The organism is Pantoea sp. X-Soil-ISGK-259, from assembly GCF_059730705.1.
Window position 1 is genome coordinate 99,679 of record NZ_AP035988.1, and the last position, 22,282, is coordinate 121,960.

General features: G+C 52.4%; 17 protein-coding genes. 11 read left to right on the plus strand and 6 right to left on the minus strand.

Features of this window, described 5'->3' with window-relative positions; translation table 11 throughout:
* The first annotated feature begins 115 nt into the window (after window positions 1-115).
* A complete protein-coding gene (locus AC6I77_RS22095) occupies window positions 116-292 on the plus strand; it encodes a con-10 family general stress protein (protein ID WP_008926846.1) in 177 nt (58 codons plus the stop codon).
* A 74-nt stretch (window positions 293-366) separates the two neighbouring features.
* Here AC6I77_RS22095 and AC6I77_RS22100 read toward each other — a convergent pair whose 3' ends face one another.
* Entirely contained in the window at window positions 367-1,263 is an 897-nt protein-coding gene (locus tag AC6I77_RS22100; protein ID WP_039661915.1) for a LysR family transcriptional regulator, read from the minus strand.
* 202 nt (window positions 1,264-1,465) lie between these two features.
* Between AC6I77_RS22100 and AC6I77_RS22105 the strand changes: the two genes are divergently transcribed.
* Complete coding sequence (locus AC6I77_RS22105; RefSeq protein ID WP_497817367.1) at window positions 1,466-2,590, plus strand: MFS transporter; 1,125 nt, start codon at window positions 1,466-1,468, stop codon at window positions 2,588-2,590.
* 65 nt (window positions 2,591-2,655) lie between these two features.
* Window positions 2,656-3,681, plus strand: a complete 1,026-nt coding sequence (locus tag AC6I77_RS22110) for an alpha/beta hydrolase (protein WP_105100062.1) — start codon at window positions 2,656-2,658, stop codon at window positions 3,679-3,681.
* A 59-nt stretch (window positions 3,682-3,740) separates the two neighbouring features.
* On the opposite strand, the gene AC6I77_RS22115 is transcribed toward AC6I77_RS22110, so the two are convergent.
* Window positions 3,741-6,842, minus strand: coding sequence for an efflux RND transporter permease subunit (locus tag AC6I77_RS22115; protein WP_105100061.1), 3,102 nt, complete (start codon window positions 6,840-6,842; stop codon window positions 3,741-3,743).
* Between the two features lie 496 nt (window positions 6,843-7,338).
* Between AC6I77_RS22115 and yajD the strand changes: the two genes are divergently transcribed.
* Window positions 7,339-7,686 carry an HNH nuclease YajD gene (gene yajD / locus AC6I77_RS22120; protein ID WP_008926775.1) on the plus strand — a complete coding sequence of 116 codons (348 nt, stop codon included), beginning with the start codon at window positions 7,339-7,341 and terminating at the stop codon, window positions 7,684-7,686.
* Between the two features lie 173 nt (window positions 7,687-7,859).
* Here the strand turns inward: yajD and AC6I77_RS22125 are convergent, their stop codons facing one another.
* Window positions 7,860-8,303 carry a cyclophilin-like fold protein gene (locus tag AC6I77_RS22125; protein WP_110412151.1) on the minus strand — a complete coding sequence of 148 codons (444 nt, stop codon included), beginning with the start codon at window positions 8,301-8,303 and terminating at the stop codon, window positions 7,860-7,862.
* 340 nt (window positions 8,304-8,643) lie between these two features.
* Here AC6I77_RS22125 and AC6I77_RS22130 point away from each other — a divergent pair, with 340 nt between their 5' ends.
* From AC6I77_RS22130 to AC6I77_RS22140, 3 genes are all read left to right on the plus strand, one after another.
* Window positions 8,644-10,971, plus strand: a complete 2,328-nt coding sequence (locus AC6I77_RS22130; RefSeq protein ID WP_110412150.1) for an FdhF/YdeP family oxidoreductase — start codon at window positions 8,644-8,646, stop codon at window positions 10,969-10,971.
* 242 nt (window positions 10,972-11,213) lie between these two features.
* Window positions 11,214-12,329, plus strand: coding sequence for a metallophosphoesterase (locus AC6I77_RS22135; RefSeq protein ID WP_039661930.1), 1,116 nt, complete (start codon window positions 11,214-11,216; stop codon window positions 12,327-12,329).
* A 77-nt stretch (window positions 12,330-12,406) separates the two neighbouring features.
* Entirely contained in the window at window positions 12,407-13,207 is an 801-nt protein-coding gene (locus AC6I77_RS22140; protein WP_003850675.1) for an MBL fold metallo-hydrolase, read from the plus strand.
* Between the two features lie 59 nt (window positions 13,208-13,266).
* On the opposite strand, the gene AC6I77_RS22145 is transcribed toward AC6I77_RS22140, so the two are convergent.
* Window positions 13,267-15,192: a methyl-accepting chemotaxis protein gene (locus AC6I77_RS22145; RefSeq protein ID WP_003850672.1), complete on the minus strand. Its 1,926-nt coding sequence runs from the start codon at window positions 15,190-15,192 to the stop codon at window positions 13,267-13,269.
* A gap of 588 nt (window positions 15,193-15,780) precedes the next feature.
* Window positions 15,781-17,439, minus strand: coding sequence for a methyl-accepting chemotaxis protein (locus tag AC6I77_RS22150; protein WP_008926781.1), 1,659 nt, complete (start codon window positions 17,437-17,439; stop codon window positions 15,781-15,783).
* 625 nt (window positions 17,440-18,064) lie between these two features.
* On the opposite strand from AC6I77_RS22150, the gene AC6I77_RS22155 reads away from it, so the two are divergent.
* Window positions 18,065-18,394, plus strand: coding sequence for a hypothetical protein (locus AC6I77_RS22155; RefSeq protein ID WP_497817365.1), 330 nt, complete (start codon window positions 18,065-18,067; stop codon window positions 18,392-18,394).
* Window positions 18,395-18,476: 82 nt separating this feature from the next.
* On the opposite strand, the gene AC6I77_RS22160 is transcribed toward AC6I77_RS22155, so the two are convergent.
* A complete protein-coding gene (locus tag AC6I77_RS22160) occupies window positions 18,477-18,710 on the minus strand; it encodes a hypothetical protein (protein WP_039661933.1) in 234 nt (77 codons plus the stop codon).
* Between the two features lie 956 nt (window positions 18,711-19,666).
* Here AC6I77_RS22160 and AC6I77_RS22165 point away from each other — a divergent pair.
* The 3 genes from AC6I77_RS22165 to AC6I77_RS22175 all read left to right on the plus strand — a co-directional run bounded on the left by AC6I77_RS22165 (window position 19,667) and on the right by AC6I77_RS22175 (window position 22,231).
* The gene (locus tag AC6I77_RS22165; RefSeq protein ID WP_008926784.1) at window positions 19,667-20,884 is read left to right on the plus strand and encodes a diguanylate phosphodiesterase; all 1,218 of its coding nucleotides are present in this window, start codon (window positions 19,667-19,669) and stop codon (window positions 20,882-20,884) included.
* A 174-nt stretch (window positions 20,885-21,058) separates the two neighbouring features.
* Window positions 21,059-21,268: a CsbD family protein gene (locus AC6I77_RS22170; RefSeq protein ID WP_003850662.1), complete on the plus strand. Its 210-nt coding sequence runs from the start codon at window positions 21,059-21,061 to the stop codon at window positions 21,266-21,268.
* A gap of 198 nt (window positions 21,269-21,466) precedes the next feature.
* Entirely contained in the window at window positions 21,467-22,231 is a 765-nt protein-coding gene (locus AC6I77_RS22175) for a MerR family transcriptional regulator (RefSeq protein WP_003850659.1), read from the plus strand.
* The last annotated feature ends 51 nt before the right edge of the window (window positions 22,232-22,282 follow it).

Here is a 22,282-nt window from a genome sequence, read left to right on the forward strand (position 1 = left end):
AGCATTATCAACAACTTCAGTCTGTGCATTTGCATAAACGAAGCGGACGACTATGCTTCCTGGTGTGACTAGCTAGTCCTTTTTATCTAATGGAACATTGATATGAGGTCTTCCTATGACACAACAGAAGTACAGAGGTGGTGCCGGCAATTTTGCCAACGATCCAGAACGAGCGAGTGAAGCTGGCAGTGCAGGAGGCAAGGTCAGTGGGGGCAACTTCAGAAACGATCCTGAAAAGGCCAGGGAAGCCGGTCGGAAAGGAGGCAAGATTAGTCGACGTCCTTCTAAGTAATTCTGAATAAAGCGCTTTAGGACGTATTACGCCATGGAGTGGCATCTCTTCCATCAACACTCTGAATCTGTTCATCATTCCCCCTCTTTTAGCCTCAACGCCTCTCTGACCAGATTAAAAGCCGGTGAATGCTGCTTGCGGCTGGGATAATAGAGATAATAACCGGGAAACGGTTCGCACCAGCGCTCCAGTACCCGGATCAGCGTGCCCTGCTCCAGCCCTTCTGCGACTTCCTGTTCAGGCAGAAAAGCAATTCCCAAACCGGCCACTGCCGCTTCTGCAATGTGTGCCGAAGTGTTGAACGTTAACTGTCCATTTACCCGCACATTCAACGGCCCTTCTTCTCCGTCAAAATCCCAGACATACAACCCACCCGCTGTTGCCTGTCGCATATTAATGCAGTTGTGATGCAGCAGATCGTGTGGGACCTGAGGCGCAGCATGACGACGAAAATAGTCTGGCGCCGCCACCGCAGCCATTCGTAACGGTGGGGTTATGGGCATCGCCACCATATCTTTATCAATTGTGTCACCCATTCTGACTCCGGCATCAAACCGATCGGCCACGATGTTTCGCAAGCCATGATTCGCATCGAATTCGAGTCGGATATCCGGATAAGCCTCCAGCAGTGGCGTCAGTTTTGGCAGCAGGAGTGAACTGAGAATATGCGGGCCACAAGTGATGCGTACCGTGCCGGCGGGCTTGTCACGCATCGCAGTCAGCATATCCAGCTCCGCCTCAATTTCATCGAATCGATTGCCAATCGCCAGGATTAACCGTTCACCTGCTGCGGTCGGTGAGACGTTCCGCGTCGTGCGGGTCAGCAGCCGAATTTCCATCCGGTTTTCCAGGGCAGTAATCGTCTGACTCAGCGCGGGCTGCGTAACGCCCAGCAGTGCCGCTGCACGGGTAAAGCTGCCCTCACGCGCTACGGTAATAAAAGCCTGCAGATCATTCATGTTGCGCTTCATGTTGCGCTCCCGTCGATGAATTCATAATCGCTGGTTATAACCCCATTAAGGATTCATTAGCTAGTCAATATAAAGTTAAACCGTAAAATTTCCTGAGTTCATCATGACCCCCAACAATGAAACAGGATTCAGCATGACTTCTCCGGAAACAACAGCATATTCCCCTCAGCACAACGTCGCTCATTGGGGTGGCGTCTGGGCGATGACGCTTTGCGTATTCGCGTTGATCGCATCTGAATTTATGCCAGTCAGCCTCTTATCACCGTTATCACGTGATTTGGCGGTCAGTGAAGGTCAGGCCGGACAGGGCATTGCTATCTCCGGCGCATTGGCGGTGATGACAAGCCTGTTGATCACCCGTATTGCAGGCAATCTCGACCGCAAAATCCTGTTGCTGACGCTGACACTTCTAATGGCGCTATCCGGATTGATGGTCGCGATGGCACCCAACTATCTCACCTACATGACTGGCCGGGCGTTGATTGGCGTGGTGATTGGCGGGTTCTGGTCGATGTCAGCTGCGGTGGCTATCCGGCTGGTCCCCACCGGGCAGGTGCCGCGTGCACTGGCTATTTTTAACGGCGGTAATGCGCTGGCGACAGTTATCGCTGCACCGCTGGGGAGCTATCTCGGTTCTGTCATCGGCTGGCGTGGCGCTTTTTTCAGTCTGGTGCCGGTGGCCTTGCTCGCCCTGCTCTGGCAAGGATTTACACTGCCGTCAATGCCCGTCGATAAAGCACGGCAGCGAAGCGCAAACCTCCTGCAGCTGCTGCGTTCACCGCTGGTAACAATAGGTCTTGCCGCCTGCGGACTGCTCTTTATGGGGCAATTCACCCTCTTTACCTATCTCCGTCCGTTTCTGGAAACCGTCACGCAGGTTGACGTTTCTACGCTATCGCTGGTGCTGCTGACCATTGGCGTTGCCGGTTTTATCGGAACACTGATCGTCGGGGTTGTTCTGCAGCGTGGATTTTATCTCACCCTGATGATTATTCCACTGATCATGGCGTCAGTCGCAGGGCTGCTCATGGTATTCGGTCATCAGCTGTGGCTGGTGGCACCGTTGCTGGGCATCTGGGGACTGGTGGCAACTGCCGCACCCACCGGATGGTGGGCCTGGGTCGCCAGAACCTTCCCGGATAACGCGGAGACGGGTGGCGGATTAATGGTTGCCATTGTCCAGCTGTCGATTGCTCTGGGATCGACGCTGGGCGGTCTGGCCTTTGACCATGCAGGCTGGCAGCTCACCTTTGCCATCAGCGCCACATTACTCATCGCTGCCGCTGGACTGGCGTTGATCACTGCGCGCAAAGAAAGCGCCGCCTGATAGCAGATTCATTGTTTAACCGGGCAGCCTGTTGCCCACTTCTCGTCAACCCTGAGGATCCTTTCATGAGAGCATTAACCCTGATGTTTGGACTGTTGATCAGTTCATTTGCAGCCAGCGCTGCCGATATGTCACGCGGCGCCGACAACTTTTATCAAAGCGATAAAGTGACCCGCGAAAAAGTGACGTTTAAAAACCAGTATCAGATGGGCGTCACCGGCACCCTGTTCAGACCTAAAGAAGCGAGTAAAACAGCGCGTCTTCCGGCGATAGTGGTGGGGCATCCGATGGGCGCAGTCAAAGAGCAGAGCGCCAGTCTCTATGCGCAAAAGATGGCTGAGCAGGGCTTTGTTACCCTGGCAATCGATCTCTCATTCTGGGGCGAAAGTGAAGGCCAGCCACGTAATGCGGTTTCTCCGGATATCTATGCCGAAGACTTCAGTGCCGCAGTCGATTACCTGGGGACACGCGAATTTGTCGACCGCAATCGGATTGGTGTGCTGGGCATCTGTGGCAGTGGCAGTTTCGTCATCAGCGCGGCAAAGATCGATCCCCGCATGAAAGCGATAGCTACCGTCAGCATGTATGACATGGGATCAGCCAACCGTAATGCGCTGAATAAAAGCCAGACGCTGGCTCAGCGCAAGCAGATCATTGAAGCAGCAGCACAGCAACGTTATGCGGAATTTACCGGGGGTAAAATCGCTTACACAGGCGGTACACCACACAAAATTGATGCTGATTCACCGCCAGTTGCTAAAGAGTTTTATGATTTTTACCGGACACCTCGGGGCGAGTTCACCCCAAAAAGCTCGTCAGCTGCACTAACCACGCACCCGACGCTCACCAGCAATGTGAAGTTCATGAACTTCTATCCGTTCAATGATATTGAGACCATCTCTCCGCGCCCAATGCTCTTCATCACCGGTGATAAAGCGCACTCACGCGAGTTCAGTGAAGATGCTTTCCAGCGCGCAGCTCAGCCCAAAGAGCTGTATATCGTACCTGATGCAGGTCATGTCGACCTTTATGATCGCACTGATCTGATCCCGTTCGCCAAACTGACGGCTTTCTTTAAACAGAATCTGTAATCTTCTGCTCATCGACTCCAGCCCGTCTGCAGAAAACTGCAGACGGGCTGTCTGCGTGATTAGCCTTTGCGATGGCGGGTCAGATAATGCTTCACCAGCACAAAGAACAGCGGAACAAAGAACAACGCCAGGACCGTGCCTGCCAGCGTGCCACCGATGATGCCGGTCCCGATGGCAATGCGGCTATTAGCACCCGCACCGGTTGCCACCGCCAGCGGGATCACGCCAGCAATAAAGGCGAGTGACGTCATCATAATCGGCCGCAAACGGGTTCGTGCTGCCTGCAATGCAGCTGCACTCAGCGAACTGCCCCGGCGCACTGCATCTTCTGCAAATTCGATGATTAATATCGCGTTTTTAGAGGTCAGTCCGACCGTGGTCAGCAACGCCACCTGGAAATAGATATCGTTGCTCAATCCCCGCAGCGCCACTGCCAGCACGGTACCCAACACACCAAGCGGCACCGCCAGCAGCACTGAGAACGGCACCGACCAGCTTTCATACAGCGCAGCCAGACAGAGGAAAACCACCAGAATCGAGATCGCATAAAGCGTAGTCGATTGCCCGCCCGCCTGTTTTTCCTGCAGCGAAAGCCCGCTCCACGCGCCCGTCGTGCCTGCAGGTAATTGATTAGCCAGCCGCTCAATCGTATTCATGGCATCGCCGGAGCTAAACCCTTCGGCATTCTGACCCTGAATTTCATAGGCGGCAGAGCCGTTATAACGATCAAGGCTTTCTGGTCCCATGGTCCACCGGGTCGAGGCAAAGGCCGAGAATGGCGTCATAGTGCCTTCACTGTTCCGGATGTACCACTTATTCAGATCTGACGGTGCTGAACGATACTGACTGTCGCCCTGCACATAGACCCGCTTCACCCGTCCACGATCGATGAAGTCATTGATATAAGCACCACCCCAGGCGCTGGTTAGCGTATCGGTCACATCATCCAAATTCAGTCCCAGCGCCACCGCTTTGCTGGTATCAATGTCAACCTGCAACTGCGGGGTCTGCGGCAGGATATTCGCCCGCACGCCCGTTAACTCCGGGCTTTGCGCTGCGCGTTGTAATAGCTGATCGCGCAGGTTACCCAATTGTTCACGCGTGGTGCCACCGCTGGCCAGCAGCTCATAGGTGAAGCCGTTGTTCTGTCCCAGACCTGGCACCGATGGCGGCGTCAGTGCAAAGATCTGCGCATCCCGAATCGACGCCAGCGCATAGGTCGCGCGTCCGGCAATCGCCTCGGCGGAGTTCTCACTGCCGGGTCGCTGGTCCCAGTTTTTAAGCTTGATAAACGCCATACCGGCATTCTGCGCAGCACCGCTGAAATTAAAGCCGTTAATGGTGAAGATCACATCAACATTCTGTTTTTCTTCAGTCAGAAACCAGTCAACTATTTGCTGGTTGACGGCCTCTGTACGACTGGCCGTAGCGCCCGCTGGCAATGTAGCCTGAAGCATGATACTGCCCTGATCTTCGGTCGGCAGGAAACTGCCTGGTAATCGGGTGAACATCACAAACAGCACCACGCCCATTGCCGCATAAAGCGACACCATGACCAGCGGACGACGCAAGGTGCTGACCACTTTGTGGCGATACTGGCGCTCGGTGGCGGCATAAAAGCGGTTAAAACCGCCAAAGAAGCCTTTACGATGCGGTGTTGTTGGCCGCAGCAGCATGCCACACAGCGCGGGCGTCAGGGTCAGCGCCACCACCACGGAGAAGGTCATAGCCGCAATGATGGTGATGGAGAACTGCCGGTAAATCACGCCGGTCGATCCGGCGAAAAACGCCATCGGCAGAAAGACTGCCGAGAGCACCAGCGCGATAGCCACCAGCGCGCCGGAGATCTCTTTCATCGACTTTTCCGTTGCCTCTCGTGCCGGCAAACCTTCGTCATGCATGATGCGTTCGACGTTCTCGACCACTACGATTGCATCGTCCACCAGCAACCCGATGGCCAGCACCATGGCAAAAAGCGTCAGGGTGTTGATGGTGTAGCCGCATAACGCCAGTACACCGAAGGTGCCGAGCAGCACGACCGGCACCGCCAGCGCCGGGATCAGCGTCGCGCGTATGTTCTGCAGGAACAGGTACATCACTACCACGACCAGCGCGATCGCTTCGATCAGGGTGATCACCACATCCTCAACGGAGATTTTGATGAAATCGGTGCTGTCGAGCGCATAGGCCACTTCGTAGCCTTGCGGCATTGAGTGGCGATACTCTTCAACTTTGTTTTTCACCAGCGTCGCGGTGGCCAGCGCATTCGCGCCCGGTGCCAGCATCACCCCGACCCCGGCTGCAGGATGCCCGTTAAGTCGTGTGGTCATGTCATAGGATTCGCCGCCCAGTTCCACCCGCGCCACATCACCCACCCGCACGATCGCGCCGCTTTTATCACTTTTGACGATGATATTGCGGAACTGCTCTGGCGTCTGCAGTCGCGACTGCGCTCTGACCGTGGCGGTGAGTTGCTGATTATCGGGTGATGGCAGGCCGCCGATTTTACCGGCTGAGACCTGAATGTTTTGCGAGCGTATCGCCGCCGACACGTCAGACGGCTGCAACGCATAAGCGTTTAGTTTGAAAGGATCGAGCCAGATGCGCATCGCGTACTGACCGCCGAACACCTGGATGTCGCCGACCCCTTCGGTCCTGGCCAGCGGCTCCTGCATATTACTGACCAGCCAGTCACCGATATCTGTGCTGTTGCTTTTACCCGTGGTGTCATACAGCCCCATCACCAGCAGAAAATTTGACTGCGATTTCGTCACGGTGACACCAAGCTGCTGCACCTCGCTGGGCAGACGGGAAAGCGCCTGCTGCACCTTATTCTGTACCTGCACCTGAGCGGTGTCGGGATCCGTGCCCTGGCTGAACGTTACAGTGACTGACACGTTCCCCTGCGAGCTGCTGCTGGAGGTGAAATAGAGCAGGTTATCCAGCCCGGTCAATTGCTGTTCAATCACCTGCGTGACGCTGTTCTCCAGCGTTTCCGCTGACGCCCCGGTGTAAGTTGCGCTGATATTCACTGAGGGCGGTGCAACATCGGGATACTGTTCTACCGGTAACAGGGTGATAGAGAGTGCGCCAAGCAGCATAATTAAAATGGCAACAACCCATGCAAAGACGGGACGATAAATAAAAAAACGAGAAAACATCAGCGGGATCTCTTCCTTTGGGCGGGGGCAAGACCTGCATTCCTGCGGGCCAACAAACTGCGTTGATTATAGGTTGTACCTTTCGGATAAACATCCTGACATTACCTTTTCTTACACCAGGCTGAATGCAGCGATATTTTGCCCCTTAGCTGCTGACAAGCCAGGTTAGCGCTGGCAGGATGGTGATTCTCTGAGCTGATCTGAGCAGCCGGGTAAAACCGTCGCTTTTATGCCGGACTGGAGATGATGAACTGCGGCGGGTAAAACGCTGACAGAGAGGAAAGCAAGACGCATGCAAAGGGATGATTATCAGGCTGGCGGTGGAGCTTAAGCGCATAAAGATTAAAAACAGGCCTCGTTAGCCAGGTGGCATAGTCATACCGGATTGTATCGCTTCCCTTCCCGCGGAACACGATGATTTCTCCTTCGGTTCCGTTGTGGGATATATTAGCTGCACTCTCGTGACATTTACTCTGAATAACAGGTATTCCCGGCAATGGCTCTGATCCCCAAAAACTATACGCGGCTGGAAGGCGGCTATCGTGAGAAAGCACTTAAAATCTATCCATGGGTGTGTGGACGCTGCTCACGCGAGTTTGTCTATTCAAACCTGCGCGAGCTGACGGTTCACCATATCGATCACGACCACACCAACAATCCGGAAGATGGCAGTAACTGGGAATTGCTGTGTCTCTATTGTCATGACCATGAGCACTCAAAGTACACCGAGGCTGACCAGTATGGCACCCGCGTAGTGGCAGGCGAGGATGCACAAAAAGATGTCGGTGAGGCTACCTACAACCCCTTTGCTGACCTGAAGTCGATGCTGAATAAGAAGAAGTAATGGCTTAACTGTCAGGCTGGCCGATCGGCCCGACAGTCTCGCTTCCCGAAGAGGATCTCAACGTCTGGCCGCGGCCACAACGCACCGTAGTCCGTCATGCCAGATGCCACCCTCACCAGACTCCGCGCGATATGAATCCTGTACCAGCCGGTTATTTCAGATTTTGATATCCGTCATGACCGGGTGAACCGTACATCAATCCCCCCCTCACCGACACTCTTTTTGAGGCTACCTGTCGACAGCATCTTTCCTATCGGCGTGTAACTATAGGAGGTCTGGAATGTCTCGTAAAAAAGCACCAGCGTCTTATTGCCATACAGCATCACATCGCCCTGCTGGATCGTGCCGGGTTTATGCGGATCGTTTTTAAGGGCAGCAGGCAGGTCTGCAAACTTCTCGTTGCCGTTCAGCTCCTCCATCGTCATGGTGAGCGGAAGTTGCTGTAAAAATGCTTTCGCGGTGGGGTTATCCGCCAGCGCAATCTCATACGACTGATGGTTGATCGTCATAATAATCTTCATGGGACGCAGCTCTCCAGCCCGATCCGGGCCACTGGCTTTAACGGGCATCAGACTATAAGTGGAAAGTAAAACCAGCAAAAGTAAGGCTCTTTTCATAAGGTTGCTCTCCGGATTATGGTGCATCTGTTCAGACATGGCGTGCGTTACTGCAATCGCCGTCCAGCCATAATAAACGGGCTCACTTACCCGCCGTTGCCTGATGGTAAAGATTTATCCTTCCTCCTTTCCCTGCCTCATCATCCTGTCGGCGGAACTCGGGCGCAGCTTACTCTGCAACAGCCCGGATGCGCTGCGCTTCATCTGATGTGCGGCTTACGTTTCGGGCTGTCGAAACATTTTGAGAAATAATTTCCCTGAATTACAGCCAGTTTCCACGTTGTTGCCACTGTTTCTGTACCAGGCTTATCGGATAACAATAGAGACACTGTGGAGCATTATGAAAGAGCAAAATCGCACAAATGGCATCGCTCCTTATGGGGGGGCTGCCGGTGGCTGGGGCGCACTTAAGGCAGTTGCGGATGCGATCCGCGGCCAGATGTCAGTAAAGCAGGATGTGATCGCCCTGTTTAAAGTCAACCAGCCGCAGGGCTTCGACTGTCCGGGATGCGCCTGGCCCGACCCGCAACATGCTTCCTCCTTTGAGTTCTGCGAAAACGGCGCAAAAGCCGTCTCGTGGGAAGCGACCAGCAAGCGCACCACGCCAGAGTTCTTTGCGGCTCATACCGTGACTGAACTGTGGGAGCGCAGCGCACTCCATCTGGAGGGCGAAGGACGGCTGACCCATCCGATGAAGTACGATGCCGCTACCGACACCTATCAGCCTATTGAATGGGATACGGCATTCCGGGAAATTGGTGAGCATCTGCGCAGCTATGACGATCCGGACAGCGTGGAGTTTTATACCTCGGGTCGCGCCTCGAATGAAGCGGCGTTCCTGTGGCAGCTTTTCGCCCGCGAATATGGCACCAATAACTTCCCCGATTGCTCAAATATGTGTCACGAACCGACCAGCGTCGGGCTGCCGGAATCAATTGGTGTCGGCAAAGGCACGGTAGAACTGGAAGATTTTGATCACTGCGACCTGGTGCTTTGTATCGGCCACAACCCAGGTACCAACCATCCGCGCATGCTGGGCACGCTGCGTGAAGTCTCTAAACGCGGTGCGACTATCGTGGCGATCAACCCGCTGCGTGAACGCGGACTGGAGCGTTTTACTTCACCGCAGAGCCCGATTGAGATGCTGTCAATGAGCTCCACTGAGCTGGCATCGACCTACTACAAAGTGCGGGTAGGCGGCGACGCGGCGATGCTGAAAGGGGTGATGAAGATCCTGCTCACTATGCACGAGGAGGCGCTGAGCAAAGGCGAACCCGGCGTCATTGATGAAGCCTTTATCACTGAACACACCGAAGGTTTTGACGCCCTGAAAGCCGACCTGGAGAGTACCGACTGGGAGCATATTCTGAACGTCTCCGGCATGGCGCGCGAAGAGATCCAGCATATCGCCCGGCTCTACGCCAGTGCTGAACGCACCATCATCTGTTACGGCATGGGGATTACCCAGCACCAGTATGGCACCCAGAACGTGCAGCAAATTGCCAACCTGCTGCTGATGCGCGGCAACATCGGTAAGCCTGGCGCAGGTATTTGTCCGTTACGCGGTCACTCCAATGTGCAGGGCGATCGCACGGTGGGCATCACGGAGATCCCGCCGCAGTCGCTGCTGGATGGCATAGAGAAGGTGTTTGGGTTCCACCCGCCGCAGAAGCATGGTCACGGCGCAGTTGAGGCGATTAAGGCGATGCGCGACGGCAAAGCTAAAGCGCTGCTCTGTCTGGGCGGCAATCTGGCAGAGGCGATTTCCGACCCACAGGTCACGTTCCCGGCGATGCGCAAACTGGATCTGGTGGTGCATATGGCCACCAAACTCAACCGCTCACACCTGTTACTCGGTAAGCACAACTATCTGCTACCAGTACTGGGGCGTACTGAAAGCGATGTTCAGGCTACCGGTGTTCAAAGCGTGACTGTTGAAGATTCAATGTCGATGGTGCATGCCTCACGCGGCTCGCTGGACCCGGCTTCGCCTCATCTCAAATCTGAACCGGCGCTGGTGGCCTCCCTTGCCAGGGCAACTCTGCCAGACAGCGTGGTTGACTGGTCAGCCATGGCGGCCGATTACAGCCGCATCCGTGATGCCATTGAAGCGGTGTTCCCGGCGTTTGAAAACTTCAATGAGAGGATTAAGCATCCGGGAGGATTCCGGCTTCATAACGCTGCGTCAGAACGCGTCTGGCTGACGCCATCTGGCCGTGCTCAGTTTAAGGTGATGCAGGGCATCAATGAAGATCCCCGCTCGCTGAAATGCCATGATCTGGTACTCACCACCCTGCGCAGTCACGACCAGTATAACACCACGCTGTACGGCCTGAATGACCGCTATCGGGGCGTGACGGGCCGGCGTGACGTGCTATTTATCAATGCTGAAGAGGCGGAAAAACGCCAGCTGCGGGTCGGTGACCGTGTCGATCTGATGGCGCTGGACCCGGATGGCAATCCCACTTCTCGCCAGATGAAAAACCTGACTATCGTGATTATCGATATGGCCTCAGGTTCGGTTGGCGCTTACTATCCGGAAGCGAATGTGATGGTTCCGCTCGACAGCCACGATACCAAAAGCGGTATCCCCGCTTATAAAAGCATTCCTATCTCCATGACGCGCGTCACCGACGAGACGCAGATGACCTCAGGCGTTCTACGCTAATCGGACATGTCAGAATATGAATGTTGTCAGCGTGGCCGGTGCACCGGTCACGCTTTTTTGTTTTTCCGCCCTGCAGAGATGTTTTTGCTCATCCTTTCTCTCTGCTTTATCCCCGTTAAAGCACCTGGCGTGAAGTAACCCTGACGGCAGCATCGTATACACTACAGTGCTGAAAACGGCTCTATAAACCCTTGTCTCTTTTTTGCCTGCGCGGATATTCAGCGCCCTACCGGAAAAATGCCATGTTTCACCTGATTTTCAGCTTACCCAGCTGGTATGTTATTGCGCGCGTCATTATTCCATTATCTATGCCTCTGGCCATCAAGATCCTGCTCTCCGCACTGGTGCTGCTGGCTTCACAGTATCTGCTGGTAAGCCGCTTTACCTCAGGCGGAATTTTTTCCGCCGAAATGCCCCGCATCATCATCATCCTGTTTAACTGGGCATACAGCACCGTACTGTTGCTGGCGCTGCTGCAGATGCTGATGGATGCGGTCATGCTGATTGCCCTGCTGTTACGGCATCCGCTGGAGCTGGTTCCCGGTATTCGCTATCTGGCCGTCGTGCTGGCAATGGCGCTGGCTGCCTTTGGTGTTCAGCAGGCGATACGGGTGCCCCCGGTCAAAGAGGTGACGCTGGTGCTACCCAACCTGCCTCCAGAGTTCGATGGCTATCAGCTGCTTCAGCTGACCGATCTTCACATCACCCGGTTATTTAATGCCGCCTGGACCGCCAGGATGGTTGAAAGAGCGATGTCTCTTAAAGCCGATCTGATTGTGGTGACAGGCGATGTGATCGATGGCAGCCTGGAGCATCGTCGGCATGACGTCGCGCCGCTGCGGAAGCTGGCCGCGCGCGACGGCGTATGGGCCATCACCGGCAATCACGAATATTTCTTCCATCAGGCAATCTGGACGGCGCATCTGGCCTCACTGGGGCTACAGCCTCTGCTCAACAACCATACCGTTATTGAGCGCGGAGCCGCAAAGCTGGTGATTGCTGGCCTGCCGGACGCCTCCGCGCCAGGCAGGAACGCGACCGGTCCGGATCTGGCCCGCGCACTGGAACAGGCACCTGAAAGCGCGCCGGTGATTCTGCTGGATCATCAGCCACGAAATGCCCGCCAGAACGCGGCGCAGGGGGTAGATGTGCAGCTCTCCGGCCATACGCATGGCGGACTGATTATCGGGCTGGACCGGCTGTTTGCTAAACCCAATGGCGGTTTTGTGTCCGGGCTTTATCAGGTCGACGGAATGCAGCTCTATGTGAATAACGGCACGGCACTCTGGCCAGGCATGGCGGTCAGGCTGGGTCGTCCCTCCGAACTGACCCGGATTACCCTGCGCCGCCAGCCCTAATCGCGTGACGAAATAGCCTCACGAAAGTGCGGTTTTCGCAGGTGTGCATAAGCTTGAGTGAAACAAAGGAGATCACTATGACGATGTTATGTACCGCCTGTGGAACCGCTTATCCCTCTGCTGCCCCTGATGAGCACTGTAAAATCTGTGAGGATGAACGCCAGTATGTTCCGGCTGCGGGTCAGCGCTGGATCGCATTTGATGAACTGCGCGGCAGCCACGCCAATAAGTGGACGGCCCATAGCGATGCGCTATTAAGCCTTAAAACTGTGCCTGAGTTTGCCATCAACCAGCGCGCTTTTCTGCTGCGTACGCCGCATGGCAACGTGCTATGGGACTGTATTGCCAACCTGGATGATGCAACTTATACGCTTATTGCCGCGCTGGGTGGCATTGATGCTATCGCGATTTCACATCCGCATTACTACACCACCATGCAGGAGTGGGCTGAGGTCTTTAACGCGCCTATTCATCTGCATGCCCGCGACAGGCAATGGATTGTGCGGCAGAGTCCGCATATCCAGCTCTGGCAGGGTGAGTCGCTGACGCTGATGCCCGGTGTGACGCTGTTACGGCTGGGCGGTCATTTTCCCGGCGGCTGCGTGCTGCACTGGGATGAAGGCGAAGGCGTGATGCTGGCGGGTGATATTATTCAGGTCACGCCGGGTGCGCATGGCGTGTCGTTTTTGTGGAGCTACCCGAATATGCTGCCACTGTCAGCCGCGACCGTGAGTGACATCATGCATCGGCTTTCCGGCGTGACGTTCGGACAGCTTTATGGCGCGTTCGAAGGTCAGGATATTCATCATCAGGCAAAAGAGAAAGTGATGCGGTCAGGAGAGAAGTATCTGGCCTGTCTGCAGGAACATCAGGCGTAGCGGACGATAAACACGGAGAAGAGAACAGCCGCCCACAGGTGGCGGCTGTTTTAACTCACTTATGCGGTCTGGAATACCGCGACCATCGTACGCAACTGACCTGCGCGCGAAGCCAGCTCCTCTGCAGAGGAGGCAGACTCTTCGACCAGCACGGCGTTCTGCTGCGTCACCTGATCCATCTGGTTCACCGCAATATTAACCTGCGAAATACCGCTGCTCTGCTCTTCAGATGAAGCAGAGATATCGCGCATCAGCTGAGAGGTCTGTTCAATCGCGCTGACGCTCTGCTTCACTTTGTCGCCTGCGTTCTGGGCCATCGCGATCCCTTCATGCGCATGCGTCACCGACTGCTCGATCAGGCTCTTGATTTCTTTCGCTGCACTGGCTGAACGTTGTGCCAGCGCACGCACTTCCGACGCGACAACCGCAAAGCCTTTGCCCTGCTCACCCGCACGTGCCGCTTCAACGGCCGCATTCAGTGCCAGGATATTGGTCTGGAAAGCGATGCTGTCAATGACGGAGGTGATCTCTTCAATCTGTCCAGAACTGCCCCGGATTTTCTGCATCGTCTGCATCACGGAATCCATCGCCGCACCGCTTAACAGTGCCGCCTGAGTGGCTGATTCTGCGCGATCAGAGGCAAAGCGGGTGTTATCCGCATTCTGCTGAATGATTGATGCCAGTTGTTCCATACTGGCCGCTGTTTCAGCCAGAGATGCAGCCTGCTGTTCGGTGCGTGATGAAAGGTCGCCATTGCCACGAGCAATCTCTTCAGAGGAATTGGCGATAGTGGCTGCGTTACCTTTGATATCCGAAACCAGCTGGGCAAGACGCTGCTGCATCCGCATCAGCGCATTCAATAGTTCAGCCATTTCATTGCTGCCGGAAACAGTCAGCGCTGCCGTCAGATCGCCGGCCGCAACACGGCTGGCAACTTCGACCGCTTCTTTGACCGGACGGGTGACTGAACGGGTGATCATGACAGCCAGCAGAATAGCCAGCAGCGCGACGGTGAGCAGGCCTGCCAGCAGCAGGTATTGCGCCTGACGACGTTCATCAATTTGAGATTGCAGTAGTTCCTGCAGTCGACCACTACTCTGATTGCCCAGCATGGCGTAGCGGTTAATCGCCTCGGTTAAGACCCTCACATATTCAACCGGCGTAATACTGACCTGTCCGGTTATGATGGCACCTTCAGCCAGCTGTAATGCACTCAGGGCCTGTTGTTTTGCATTCTGCGCAAGGTCACCAAAAGTCGCCTTTAGATCAGGTTCAATCATAAACACCTTATCCATATTACTGCTGAACTGCGACAGTACCGTTTTGCCATTATCAATCTGAAATGCCAGCCGGCTGCGATCAGCATCAGAGGCTTTACCGCTGGCAATCAATGAAGCACCATTTCCGCGAATCTGACCCAGCGTTTCAGTCAGCAGCGGCAGTCGGCCAAAAATGCTAACAATCAGTTGATAGGTATTTAAGTCAGCATCCAGCGACAGCTGATAGAAATCCAGCACATCCTGATTAGTGTCCAGCAGCACCTGAATCAGATGAGTGTGCTGCACCAGGCTGCTCGCCAGCGTCAGTCGGCCACCATTGAGCTCCTCTTGCAGCTGACGCCATTCCTGATTAACCTTCTCAAGTCGCTTTAATGGCTGTGCCTGCTCATCGCTTTGACGCAAATCGTCAGCAATGCTCTCAGACAAACTGTTAATCTGGGTCACCAACGCCATACGCGGCGGATTATCCGGTTTGTTCTGACCGATTGCGATTGCGCTTTCAGCCCGATGACGCTGTAGCAGGTTCAGTAACTGAAGGACTTTTTTCTCAACCGGAATACCAGTGAGCTCAACTTTTTTTGTATTGATAAGCTGATTGCCTGTCTGAATAAACAAAAATGTAGGTAATATAAACAGGACCAGCGCAAAAGATCCCAGTAACAGGAATTTCGCTGGCAGATTAATTCGGTCGAGTATTTTTTTCATTTTTTCCGCTCTGATGTATGAGGCGTGCAGGTGAGCCCTGGACAAAATAAGGTTTGTAATTTTATTTTTACTTCTTCTTTTACATAGCCAGACGTGCTTCATGCAGCACAGTATTGGTATGAAGAGATGAGTTTTGTATGAAATTCAGAAACACATATAACAACAGAAAGGAGTATAGATTGCGTTCCGTTATTTTTCAGTGAATAAAATGACGATATTTACTGCAAGATTAACCTAACTCAAACTTAAAAATAACCATATTTATCATAAAGATAAAAAACAAACCCTTCGGCGGACACCTTAAGCCGTTAGCGTGTCTTCAGCATTATTGTTTTGAAAATAAAGAAATTAAAGTCGACTCGGAAATCGCCGATAACAAATATCCGCACCCTATCTGATTAATTATCATTACGCTATTAGCCGAATATAAAAACCACGAAAAAAACAAACCTAATCATATAACTCTAAAGAGTTACTTTTGTTTTAGTAATGAAATCGATTTCATTTTATTTAAAAGAAGTTATTTTATTGATTAATGCTAAAAAAAAGCCCCCACAGTGTGGAGGCCATTATGCTATTGGTAAACTGTTAAAAACTTTCCCAGTTCGCCTTCGTCATGTCGATGGCCTGGCGCTCAGGCTGCTTTGCCTGCAATACCGGACGACGCAGAGCTGCGGCCTGCTGCGGCTGAGCGACACGGTGATTGCTCTCCAGCGTAAAGGTCGCCACCAACCCTGCCAGTGTCTCTGCCTGCTCCTGCAGCGACTTAGAAGCAGATGATGCCTCCTCCACCAGCGAGGCGTTCTGCTGCGTCACTTCATCCATCTGGCCAATTGCCTGATGAACCTGCTCAATGCCTTTGCTCTGCTCAGAGGTTGCTGCGGCAATCTCATTGACCAGATCGGCCACCTGCTGAATCGCCTGGCGGACATTTTCACTGTTTGCACCAACGCCGCTGGCCTGCGCTAAACCGTGCTCAACCTGCGAAACAGACGTAGAAATAAGATCTTTGATTTCCCGGGCAGCAGAAGAGGAGCGCTGCGCCAGATTACGCACTTCTGAGGCGACAACGGCGAAGCCGCGGCCATGCTCACCGGCACGTGCGGCTTCAACGGCCGCATTCAGTGCCAGAATATTGGTCTGGAACGCAATGCCTTCAATCAGGCCGGTGATTTCAGAGATTTTGGCAGAGCTGCCGCGGATTTCATCCATAGTGCTGAGCATCTGCTTCACCGCTGACCCATTCTGGATTGACATGTTATTGGCATTATTCACCAGGCTGCTGGCCTGATGCGCACCTTCTGAGTTCTGACGCACCGTTTCACTCAGTGTGGCCATACTGGCAGACGTCTGCTCCAGTGAAGCAGCCTGTTCTTCCGTGCGCGCAGAGAGATCCTCATTGCCTGCGGCAATCTGCGTTGACCCGGTACTGACCGATTGTGCGGCATGACTGACCGACAGAAGCGTGCCAGAAACGCGTGCCAGCAGCTGGTTAAATGCCATTGCCGTTTTACCGATCTCATCCTTACTGCGGACTTCAGCGGTGTGGGTCAGGTCAAGCGTATGACTGACCTGGGTCATGGTATTCACCATGCCTGAGAGGCTCTTTTTGATGCCCAGAATCACCTTCGTGGAAAAAGCGGCCAGTATCAGAATAAGCAGCAAGGACCCGCCAGACATCATCCACAGCGTCTTGTTATAAACACGCTTATTCTCAGTTCTAAGCTGTTCGCCAATATCGATGTTCAGCTGAATCTGACGGGTGAAATCTGCCTCCATCTTACGCGCTGCAGCACCAATCCCATTCTCACTCTGTAATAACGGCAGTGTGACCGCATCATTGTGGGCGCGTGATGCAGCAATAAAGGCCGGCAATGCGTTACGGACTGCATCCAGATTTTTATCGGCCTGCTCAGTCATCGCTTTATCTTCATCGCTCGAGATGTCGTTCGCCATATAATAATCATTGAGTGACTTAATCTGCGAAAGCAAACTCTCAATGCGCTCTTCTGCCGCGGAGAATTTCGTCGCATCACTGGTGCTATGATGGCGATAAAGCGCAATACCTAGCTGATTGGTCACGCTGATTGATTTATTGAGATCACGAATGCTGGGTATCGCGTTGACCTGGACATATTCAAATCGCGACTGAAAACCCGAGATCACAGACAATGAGATAATAACCAGCGCAATCAGTGACATTGCCAGCAGTGAAAAAATCAGTACGAGACGCTGTGTAATAGTCATACGAGCCCTTAAAAAAGAGTAATTTGAATATATCGAAAGCTGGATCGTTCTTATCGGCTCTGGTCAGCAGTGCTTTAATTAATTGGGGTAAATATATTTTTTTAATTGTTCTGGCGAATCTCAGAGAATGCACTATCTATCAAAATGATGCTTACCATCAGGACATAAAGTTTTACATTTAGTCGTATTTACATAATTTCCTCTTTTTCAGAATGGTGTTTTTTTACATGCAGCAAGGTCATCTTTGTTACATATCAGCCATTCATTTGATCCTAATGATTAGCGAGCTAATTCAACAGCCTGACTGACAATAATCATCTGTCAGAAGGAGGGCAACCCCAGAGAAATCTTGCTACAGACCCAGTAAAAATAGGAAAGGGATTACTAAGCGAAGACTGAGAGCCAAAATCACAACCTCTGTTTATCATCAGTGGCACTGATGTATGTGTTATTGACTGTCCAGAGGCTTAAAGGAGAAGGCATAGGATTTTAGCCATTCGTGGCAGGCCCAGATTAAATCAGTGAAATGACTGGCGGAATGCTGATTCTGGTCTATGCTCACTGGCCCGACCAGGCTTTAGTCTGTCAGATAGCAATATCGCTTAAAATAAAAAAGGTAGTGATCATGGATTTAGCCACATTTGAAACCAGAACGGGTCTTTGGCCACACATGCAGTTTACGGATGTTGAATATGACTTTTGCAGCGCTGGCGTTGAAATCTACGCCATTGACGTCAGCCGTCAGACTAAAAGCAAGCTGTTTATCTGCCGTGTCGCCAACGAGCAGCAGGCTGCGTCACTGACAACCCAGTTCAAAGAGTGGCTACCGAAGTTAAAGCTTAAAAAACGCAAAGTTGCTTTGAATCTGGCTCGCATGGCGTGCGACAAAAGTTATTCCGCCAATCCTAAGTTTCAGGATCGGTCAGATTTGCGCCACAACACGTCAAGGCTCTGATGTTTATTCAGCCTGCAAGCGTTAACGCGGGCAGGCTTAAACGCTCTCTTGTCTGTTGTGTATAACGATTCTGCGGCACGTTTTAAGTGCGCGCCGCGGGCACCTGAAACAGCCGACAATCACCATCCTCAATCGAAATATCGCTGAAAGTGGTTATATGCATTTCAATCCAGGTGTTCGCGGCGCGAAATGTGTAAGAGGCATTTCGCTGTTCAAGCTCAGCGACAAAATCTCGGGTGCTTACTGTGCACTGACCGACATCATCCTGCCTCATCGCATCCCTGAATGCTGTCCAGACCTCATCATCCTGTGACATCACATTTACCCCGCTCTGGCTCAGGCCCAAAATAACTGTATATACAAACAGTACAATTTGTTTTTGATGCGGTCAAGTCTTCGTGAAAAGCCTGATTCAGACACTGTGAGACATCACTGTTCCGGCCACTTTTAGCAGAAGCGGCAGGTTTGAGGGGGACTTTAATCCAAATCTTAGAAATCGTTTTCACATCAGATTAAGTCATTGATAAAAAAAGCAAGTACCATAAGTAGCATTTTAATTATTTGATATCTAAATAAAAAAACTGTTAAACACAGCGGCATAAAAGTTGGTTTTGCCCTATCTTTAAATGGCTCTGTAATGAAATCCACTTCTTTTACAGAGTGATTTGACTCCTACCCTTGCCCCCTTTTACAGGGGGCACTTTTTCAGATAACACAGGTGACGACATTCGCGAGTTTATGCTGACGGGTAATATGCGTGTATTTAGCGAAAATGTGGTGACTACGTTAATGCGCTGTCTGGAAAAATGGTGTATTTGTAACCTGATGATTCATCAGCCGGGCTTAAATTATCAACACTTAAAAACAGTTGTTTGAATTTAAAGGTATTTTTTATGAAATATCTAAAGAACAACTCTTATCTGCTAAAAAAGCTCGCCAAATCACCATGGTAAGGAGAACAAAAAACGCGTAATAATCAGTCACTATTGTTTTGACCGGCGCCTCACCAGGGATGTCGTAACGTTATAATAATGCGCTATATCCGATATTCGCCCCCGCTTTTGCGGGGGCTTTTTATTTTACTCATTCCTTTATCACCTTCCCGCTCCTGAGCGATGCAATACGTCAATCCTCACAATCCTGACCACGCCATAAATTGATAGCCCGATTAATGCTGTAAGCAAAAGGTTATAATGGCTACAGTTGTGCCCTTAGCCATCAATTTTTCTGTGATATGGTTAATCAGTAATGTTTGGCCATATGAGTTTGCTTATGCTCTCCACCCTTATATATCGCAGCCAGCTTGTGGCTTCTGTCTCGCCAGAGAGATTACTGGCGCTGGTGGAACGCGCCAGTATTAAAAATGCCGAGGCTGAGGTCACTGGAATCCTGCTCTATGATGGGCAGTACTTTTTTCAGGTGCTGGAAGGAAAAGTCGATAATGTCCAGACTGTCTTCCAGCGTATCTGTCAGGATGATCGACACTTTAATCTGATTGAGCTGATGCGAGATTATGCGCCCGCACGTCGCTTTGGAAATGCTGGTATGGCCCTGTTTGATTTACGTGACTATCCGCAACATACCGTGGTGGATGCCCTGCTTAAGCGAGTGACTCTGAGTGATGAGCGCATCAAACAAGACCGGGTAGTAAAGTTCCTGCGTTCTTTCGTCGAAGGACGTGATAAAGCGACGTTTATTCAGATCGATCCCGCCAGTCTATGGACGCTGACTTTACCTCTTAAACAAGACGTTCAGCCCGCCGGGCAACAGACTTCCGGGCAGCGCTGTGAATTTGCGCTCCAGCCAATTGTCGATGCAACAAATCGTCAGATTGTTTCCTGTGAAGCCCTGATACGCGGCCCACATGGCGCCCCACCCGCCGACTATTTTTCACAATTGCAGGAGAACGAGCGATACCAGGCCGATCTGCACTCTAAAGCCTACGCTTTCAAGCTGGCCAGACACCTGGGATTGCGGGAGCTGACGCTCTCCGTCAATCTCCTGCCCATGTCGCTGGTCGTGATCGATCATGCGGTAGACCATCTTATCCAGCAAATCATTCAGCAAGGATTGCGACCTGAGCAGGTCGTGATTGAGGTGACGGAAGATGAGATCATTTCGCGCTTTGACGAGTTTCAGTCTGCCGTACAGCAACTTAAAGCTGCCGGAATCAGTCTGGCGCTGGACGATTTTGGCGCCGGTTTCGCAGGCCTGTCACTGTTAGCCGATTTTCAGCCCGACAAAGTTAAAATTGATCGCAAACTCATCACCGATATTCACCGTAGCGGCCCTCGCCAGGCGATAGTATTGGCCATTCTTAAATGCTGCCAGGCGCTGGAGATCACGGTCATCGCGGAAGGAGTAGAAAAAATTGAAGAGTGGCTCTGGCTGGAAGGTGCTGGCGTTCGCTATTACCAGGGGTTTCTGTTTGCCCGCCCGGCCCTGAATGCGCTGCCTGCAGTAAGCTGGCCATCGCGCCGCCCGGACTGACTAAAGAGGAGAGCGTTCCTTTTATCTCTCCTCTTTTACTCAGAGTTTGACCCGGCTCACACCTCCTCGCTGCAAAGTGCAAAAGCTGTGCCATGCTTTATTCATCTGGCAGCCAACAGGCAAAACAGATATTCATCACGTCCCTGGATAACAACCGAAATTGGGAGAATCACCATGAACGAAGATCGCATCAGCGGTAACTGGAAGCAGTTCAAAGGTAAGGTTAAGGAAAAATGGGGTGATCTTACGGATGATGATATGACCGTTGTCGAAGGGAAGCGTGATCAACTGGTCGGTAAAATTCAGGAACGCTATGGCTACGAAAAAGATCGTGCTGAAAAAGAAGTGAAAGATTGGGAAGACTCCAATAAGTATCACTGGTAATGCGTTCTGAATCGCCGGGCGTTACAGCGCCCGGCACCTGCTTTGATTTCCCTCAATCCTTATTCACCCGACTTAATGTCAACTGCGCCTGATGCGGGCAGTGATTATGGAAATGATTATTTCTTTATTTGCCGATGAAGCGCATACTGCGACTCTCGTCCCTGAACATGGGACCTCAAAATCGTCCGGATATTACCTATGCCTCACCACACTACCGACACCGTATGTGGCCTTGTCGGTGTTCTTCCTGAAACTCTGCGTCGCTGGCGCCGTGCCGGGCTAATCACGCCACCGGGTCCTGCTGGCTACTCAGATAATCAGCTCACGCGTGCGCTATGTGTGCGTGAAATGACGTCAGGAGGTCATACGTTGTTCGATATCCATACGGCAATTAACTGGCCCAACGTGGCACTGTCAGGCGGGTGGGCTTGTCGCGAAGAGGATATTTTGCAGTTGCTGGCCAATAATCCAGATGCTGATATCGATCGCGAACTTCAAATGATGAACACCGACTACTGTGGTGACGATTACGTTAATTGCTACCTGCGACCCCTTAACCTCTGGCTGCGCGCTGACCTGAGTGATGGAGCGGATATGCGTCTGCAACGCTTTCATGCCGCGGTTGTCGCGCAATGGGAGCGCCTGTCTCTGGCAGCCCGTCGACGCAGCACGGTTCCCTTGTTCCTGGAAGCGGTCAGCGTTACAGATGAAACAGAGATCTGGATGGAGGCGATACGGCTTAATGGACAGGGTTTTCGGGTTGAAGTGGCCGCAGTCGCTTCTGGTCAACCCGCCGTGGCACAATGTCGTTTTGAACATCATCTGATGTGGTGTGGTGATGGGATTAGTGCCTCAATGAAGGCGGCATTTAATGCCAGTCTTGAAGCGGGTAAACCCATCATGCTGACTGGCACTAACATCGATTTGCAGTCGCAAAATAATCTTATCTTTGCCAGCGCCTGAGCACCGTCACCTTTTCACCAGCCGGCACTTAAAAGGCGGAAACAGCCTTTG

Coding starts and splice junctions, on each gene's coding strand:
- AC6I77_RS22095 (WP_008926846.1), top strand. CDS start 116: ATGACACAACAGAAGTACAGAGGTGGTGCCGGCAATTTTGCCAACGAT.
- AC6I77_RS22100 (WP_039661915.1), bottom strand. CDS start 1,263: ATGAAGCGCAACATGAATGATCTGCAGGCTTTTATTACCGTAGCGCGT.
- AC6I77_RS22105 (WP_497817367.1), top strand. CDS start 1,466: ATGACGCTTTGCGTATTCGCGTTGATCGCATCTGAATTTATGCCAGTC.
- AC6I77_RS22110 (WP_105100062.1), top strand. CDS start 2,656: ATGAGAGCATTAACCCTGATGTTTGGACTGTTGATCAGTTCATTTGCA.
- AC6I77_RS22115 (WP_105100061.1), bottom strand. CDS start 6,842: ATGTTTTCTCGTTTTTTTATTTATCGTCCCGTCTTTGCATGGGTTGTT.
- yajD (WP_008926775.1), top strand. CDS start 7,339: ATGGCTCTGATCCCCAAAAACTATACGCGGCTGGAAGGCGGCTATCGT.
- AC6I77_RS22125 (WP_110412151.1), bottom strand. CDS start 8,303: ATGAAAAGAGCCTTACTTTTGCTGGTTTTACTTTCCACTTATAGTCTG.
- AC6I77_RS22130 (WP_110412150.1), top strand. CDS start 8,644: ATGAAAGAGCAAAATCGCACAAATGGCATCGCTCCTTATGGGGGGGCT.
- AC6I77_RS22135 (WP_039661930.1), top strand. CDS start 11,214: ATGTTTCACCTGATTTTCAGCTTACCCAGCTGGTATGTTATTGCGCGC.
- AC6I77_RS22140 (WP_003850675.1), top strand. CDS start 12,407: ATGACGATGTTATGTACCGCCTGTGGAACCGCTTATCCCTCTGCTGCC.
- AC6I77_RS22145 (WP_003850672.1), bottom strand. CDS start 15,192: ATGAAAAAAATACTCGACCGAATTAATCTGCCAGCGAAATTCCTGTTA.
- AC6I77_RS22150 (WP_008926781.1), bottom strand. CDS start 17,439: ATGACTATTACACAGCGTCTCGTACTGATTTTTTCACTGCTGGCAATG.
- AC6I77_RS22155 (WP_497817365.1), top strand. CDS start 18,065: ATGGATTTAGCCACATTTGAAACCAGAACGGGTCTTTGGCCACACATG.
- AC6I77_RS22160 (WP_039661933.1), bottom strand. CDS start 18,710: ATGTCACAGGATGATGAGGTCTGGACAGCATTCAGGGATGCGATGAGG.
- AC6I77_RS22165 (WP_008926784.1), top strand. CDS start 19,667: ATGCTCTCCACCCTTATATATCGCAGCCAGCTTGTGGCTTCTGTCTCG.
- AC6I77_RS22170 (WP_003850662.1), top strand. CDS start 21,059: ATGAACGAAGATCGCATCAGCGGTAACTGGAAGCAGTTCAAAGGTAAG.
- AC6I77_RS22175 (WP_003850659.1), top strand. CDS start 21,467: ATGCCTCACCACACTACCGACACCGTATGTGGCCTTGTCGGTGTTCTT.